Source organism: Hydrogenophaga sp., from assembly GCF_051007235.1.
Taxonomy (GTDB): Bacteria; Pseudomonadota; Gammaproteobacteria; order Burkholderiales; family Burkholderiaceae_C; genus Hydrogenophaga.
Genome location: NZ_JBPCSJ010000541.1, coordinates 1 through 4,174, shown reverse-complemented (window position 1 = coordinate 4,174; position 4,174 = coordinate 1). Strand labels below are relative to the sequence as shown.

Sequence of the window (4,174 nt, the reverse complement as noted above, 5' to 3'; positions counted from 1 at the left end):
GCCCTCGTGCACGCGCTGGGTGGAGGGCACCGTGGCCTGCAGGAAGGACGTGTAAGCGTCCTTTTGCATCTGCAGCAGGTAGGGAACTTCGAGCACGCTTTCGCGGCTGCCGAAACTTTTGCGGATTCGCTTGCGTTCGGTGTAGGAATAGGCCATGAGATCTCCGGGCTACGATCTTTCAGGACTGGGCGCAGGCATCGCTCGCATCGATACCTGCAGACTTGGCGGCTGGCCACTACCAGCGTTGGCGGACGGTTGCGCATTGCACGCAACCCGAACCAAGGGTCTTTTGCAGTCGGGTCAAAAGACACTGCAAAGGGGCCTGCACCAGGCCCTTTTGCGGTGCTTTCTGAAAGCACCAAAGGCTGGAGGCCCTTGCGGACTCTCCAGCCTTGGAGCAAAACCGAATTACTTGAGTTCGGCCTTGGCGCCGGCTTCCACCAGCTTCTTGACAGCGGCTTCGGCGTCGGCCTTGGCAATCGCTTCCTTGACGTTCTTCGGAGCGCCGTCGACCAGGTCCTTGGCTTCCTTCAGACCCAGACCGGTGATTTCGCGCACGGCCTTGATCACGGACACCTTGTTGGCGCCGGCTTCGAGCAGCACGACGTTGAATTCGGTCTTCTCTTCAGCAGCAGCGGCAGCGGCACCGCCACCACCGGCGGCCGGAGCGGCCATGGCCGCGGCGGACACGCCAAACTTCTCTTCAATGGCCTTGACCAGGTCATTGAGTTCCATGACGGACATGCTGTCCAGGGCCGTCAGAAATGCGTCTTTATCGAATGCCATTTGGATTTCCTAACAATTGGTTAAACGAACTGGCTGCGCCTTCAGGCGGCAGCAGCTTCAGCTTCAGCTGCCGGAGCGGCAGCGCCTTCGCCTTTTTTGGCCGCCAGAGCGCCCAGCACCACAGCGGTGCGGGAGATCGGGGACATCAGCAAGCCACACAGCTGGGCCAGCAGCACTTCCTTGGAAGGGATGCTTGCGAGCTGCTTCACGCCGTTCTGATCCAGAACCTTGCCACCGTAAACGCCACCGCGGATGACCAGCTTGTCGTTGGTCTTCGCGAACTCGGCCACCACTTTCGCGGCGGCCACGGCGTCTTCGGAGAAGCCATAGATCAGCGGACCGGTCATCTGGTCACCGGCCACTTCAAACGGGCTGCCAGCCACAGCGCGGCGGGCCAGGGTGTTCTTCAGAACACTCAGGCTGACACCGTTGCTGCGGGCGTTGACGCGCAGTTTGTCCATGGCAGCGACCGTGATGCCGCGGTATTCCGCCATCACGAGCGTTTGAGCTTTTGCGGCGAGGCTGGTCACTTCGGAAATGACCGCTTCTTTCTCACTGCGATTCAGACTCAAGGTCTACTCCTTAATATGCTTTCGGCTTGCGCCTGGAGCACGCTTCATTGCAGCGACCAACTGTTTCGGGAACCGGGTTCCATCTGCAGCGGGATCGCCATCTGCGTTGGCTTTTCACAATTAAGTCGGTCGGAGCCTTGCGGATCGTCTCGACGCCAACGGTCTTGGATGGCCCCGCTCGCTGGCCTTGCGGCCGGCGGGCGGGCCCACCACACCCAGGCAACCGAGGTTGCCTGGGAATCTCTTGCGATTACGCCGAGATGGACTGGGTGTCCACGCGGACGCCCACACCCATGGTCGACGACACCGCCACCTTGCGCAGGTACACACCCTTGCTGGTGGCCGGCTTGGCCTTGTTCAGCGCGTCGATCAGCGCGGCCAGGTTGCCCTGCAGCTTGTCGGCATCGAAGGAACGGCGGCCGATCGTGCCGTGCACGATACCGGCCTTGTCCACGCGGAACTGCACCTGACCGGCCTTGGCGTTGCGCACAGCCTGGGCCACGTCGGGCGTCACGGTGCCGACCTTGGGGTTGGGCATCAGGCCACGGGGACCCAGCACCTGACCCAGGGTACCGACCACGCGCATCGCATCGGGGGAGGCGATCACGACGTCGAAGTCCATCTTGCCACCCTTGATTTCGGCGGCCAGATCGTCCATGCCGACGATATCGGCGCCAGCGGCCTTGGCTTCCTCAGCCTTGGCACCCTGGGCGAACACGGCCACGCGCTTGGTCTTGCCGGTGCCGTTGGGCATCACGACGGCGCCACGCACCACTTGGTCCGACTTCTTCGCGTCCACGCCGAGCTGGATGGCCACGTCGATGGATTCGTCGAACTTGGCGTTGGCGCACTCCTTGACGATGCTCAGAGCGTCGGTCAGCGGGTACAGCTTGTTGCTGTCGACTTTGCCTTCAAAGGCTTTTTGCTTCTTGGTCAGCTTGGCCATGTCACACGCCCTCCACGATCACGCCCATCGAACGGGCGGAGCCGGCGATGGTCTTGACGGCTGCATCGATGTCGGCAGCGGTCATGTCCTTCATTTTGGTCTTGGCGATTTCTTCCAGCTGAGCGCGGGTGATCTTGCCGACCTTCTGCTTGTTGGGCACCGGAGAACCCTTGTCCAGCTTGATGGCCTTCTTGATGAGGGTCGTTGCCGGGGGGGTCTTGATGATGAACGTGAAGCTCTTGTCCGCGAAGGCGGTGATCACCACCGGCAGCGGCAGACCGGGCTCGACGCCCTGGGTCTGGGCGTTGAACGCCTTGCAGAACTCCATGATGTTCAGACCGCGCTGACCCAGCGCCGGACCGATCGGGGGAGAGGGGTTGGCCTTACCAGCTGGCACTTGCAGCTTGATGAAGCCGACGATTTTCTTCGCCATGTTTTAGCTCCTGCGAGTGCAATCGGCGACCATCACGGCCACCTCCTCGCGGTTGAAACCCGGAAATGGAAAGACCGCAGGCGCCGGGTTGAACCGCCTGCGGTCGAAAAGATTCAGGTCTTTTCGACCTGGCTGAATTCGAGCTCGACCGGTGTGGCACGACCAAAAATGGTCACCGAGACGCGCATCTTGTTCTTCTCGTAGTTGACTTCTTCGACCGTGCCGTTGAAGTCCGTGAACGGGCCTTCCTTGACGCGGACGTATTCGCCCACGACGAACTCCACCTTGTGGCGGGGCTTGTCGGTGCCTTCCTGCATCTGGTTGACGATCTTCTGAACGTCTTCCTCGGAAATCGGGGCCGGGCGGTTCTTGGCGCCGCCCACAAAACCCGTCACCTTGTTGGTGTGCTTCACCAGGTGCCAGGTTTCATCGTCCATGACCATCTCGACCAACACATAACCGGGGAAGAACTTGCGCTCGGTGGTGCGCTTCTGGCCGTTCTTGACCTCCACCACCTCTTCGGTCGGCACGAGGATGCGGCCGAACTTGCTCTGCATGCCTTCGCGGTTGATGCGCTCGACGATGTTGCGCTCAGCGGCTTTTTCCATGCCGGAATAGGCATGCACCACGTACCAGCGCATGCCCTCGGTCGGGGTTCCCAAAGGGCTTTGTTGTTCGCTCATGCTCATTTCCTCCAGCCCAGGATCAGGTCGTAAAACACCCACTCAATGGTCTTGTCGGTCAGCCAGAGAAAGAGCGCCATCACGAAGACGAAGGCAAACACATAGGCCGTCATCTGGATCGCCTCCTTGCGGGCAGGCCAGACCACCTTTTTGGTTTCGCGCCAGGCGTCGCGGCCGAAGGCCACCAGCTGCTTGCCAGCTTCGGACACGCCGAAAACCGCCACCGCAGCCGCCACACCCACCAGCAAAGCGACCCATTGCGCGATGGGGCCCTTGCCGGACAGCAGATAGAACGCCACGAACGAACCCAACAGCAGCGCGGCAGCGCCCACCAGCTTGGCCTTGTCGGCGCCGGTGTTGACGGTTTGAACTTCGGAAGTGGCCATGAAATTCCAGACGATGCTTGACAAAAACGCGCGCCATCGAAGCCGAGGCTTGAGACACGCAAGCCCACCGGAGGTCTTGACGACTTCGGCGGGCTTGTGAACCACTCAGAGGACGGGACTCAGATCCTGATGCCGTCCGGTCGGGTGGCAGGGGCAGTAGGAATCGAACCTACAACCTTCGGTTTTGGAGACCGACGCTCTGCCAATTGAGCTATACCCCTACTGGCTTTGTGCCCCTATGCAGGGCTTGATCAGGCGATGATCTTGGCAACGACGCCGGCGCCGACGGTACGACCGCCTTCACGGATGGCGAAGCGCAGGCCTTCTTCCATGGCGATCGGGGCGATCAGCTTGACGGTGATCGACAC

At 61.2% G+C, this 4,174-nt stretch carries 6 protein-coding genes, 1 tRNA gene and 1 pseudogene; all 8 read right to left on the bottom strand.

Translation table 11 applies throughout. The features are described 5' to 3' along the window. Nucleotides 1–408: 408 nt before the first annotated feature. On the bottom strand, nucleotides 409–786 hold the full coding sequence (gene rplL, locus ACR2JA_RS19285; RefSeq protein WP_434010680.1) for a 50S ribosomal protein L7/L12: 378 nt from the start codon (nucleotides 784–786) through the stop codon (nucleotides 409–411). A gap of 41 nt (nucleotides 787–827) precedes the next feature. After that, nucleotides 828–1,358 carry a 50S ribosomal protein L10 gene (rplJ, locus tag ACR2JA_RS19280; RefSeq protein WP_434010679.1) on the bottom strand — a complete coding sequence of 177 codons (531 nt, stop codon included), beginning with the start codon at nucleotides 1,356–1,358 and terminating at the stop codon, nucleotides 828–830. 250 nt (nucleotides 1,359–1,608) lie between these two features. Then, nucleotides 1,609–2,304, bottom strand: a complete 696-nt coding sequence (gene rplA / locus ACR2JA_RS19275) for a 50S ribosomal protein L1 (protein ID WP_434010678.1) — start codon at nucleotides 2,302–2,304, stop codon at nucleotides 1,609–1,611. A 1-nt stretch (nucleotide 2,305) separates the two neighbouring features. Next, the gene (gene rplK / locus ACR2JA_RS19270; protein WP_066160539.1) at nucleotides 2,306–2,737 is read right to left on the bottom strand and encodes a 50S ribosomal protein L11; all 432 of its coding nucleotides are present in this window, start codon (nucleotides 2,735–2,737) and stop codon (nucleotides 2,306–2,308) included. Between the two features lie 113 nt (nucleotides 2,738–2,850). Then, nucleotides 2,851–3,426, bottom strand: coding sequence for a transcription termination/antitermination protein NusG (gene nusG, locus ACR2JA_RS19265; protein ID WP_434010677.1), 576 nt, complete (start codon nucleotides 3,424–3,426; stop codon nucleotides 2,851–2,853). Beyond that, complete coding sequence (gene secE / locus ACR2JA_RS19260) at nucleotides 3,423–3,806, bottom strand: preprotein translocase subunit SecE (RefSeq protein WP_434010676.1); 384 nt, start codon at nucleotides 3,804–3,806, stop codon at nucleotides 3,423–3,425. Before secE ends, nusG begins: the two co-directional genes overlap by 4 nt. 145 nt (nucleotides 3,807–3,951) lie before the next feature. Continuing rightward, nucleotides 3,952–4,027 (bottom strand) — tRNA-Trp (locus ACR2JA_RS19255). Between the two features lie 30 nt (nucleotides 4,028–4,057). Next, a pseudogene (locus tag ACR2JA_RS19250) lies at nucleotides 4,058–4,174 on the bottom strand (elongation factor Tu); the annotation flags it as partial.